The sequence below is a fragment of the Stenotrophomonas sp. YIM B06876 genome (assembly GCF_030711595.1).
Lineage (GTDB): Bacteria > Pseudomonadota > Gammaproteobacteria > Xanthomonadales > Xanthomonadaceae > Stenotrophomonas.
Genome location: NZ_JAUJUJ010000656.1, coordinates 1 through 342, shown reverse-complemented (window position 1 = coordinate 342; position 342 = coordinate 1). Strand labels below are relative to the sequence as shown.

Sequence of the window (342 nt, the reverse complement as noted above, 5' to 3'; positions counted from 1 at the left end):
AAGCCGGCGCTCCTCGCGCAAGCGGCTTCTGATGGCGCCCACGCTGATGGCTGCATACGTGTCTGGCGTTACCTCAAAGGCGACGCCCACGCCACTCACACCGTCCGCCACAAGGTCGTCGGTATTCGCGTAGCCGCGCCGATGGGTTTGCGCCACCTGTCTCTTGAGCTGTGCGAGCGAGCGCCGCGCAGGAGGAAGCTCCAGCCGCTGTCGGGCATGCAGCGCATCGATCTCTTCCTCTGGCAGCGTGGCCAGCAGGGCGCTGCCCGCAGATCCCACTCCCAGCAGACGCAGGCCGCCAACCTGAAGGACCAAGGCCTTGATGGGAAATGCGCCTTCTTC

1 protein-coding gene is annotated in these 342 nt (G+C 65.8%); it reads right to left on the bottom strand.

Annotated elements, in window-relative coordinates:
- Positions 1-342 (bottom strand): IclR family transcriptional regulator C-terminal domain-containing protein (locus tag QZH66_RS18895; RefSeq protein ID WP_305807303.1); only part of this gene is annotated, 342 nt, incomplete at both ends.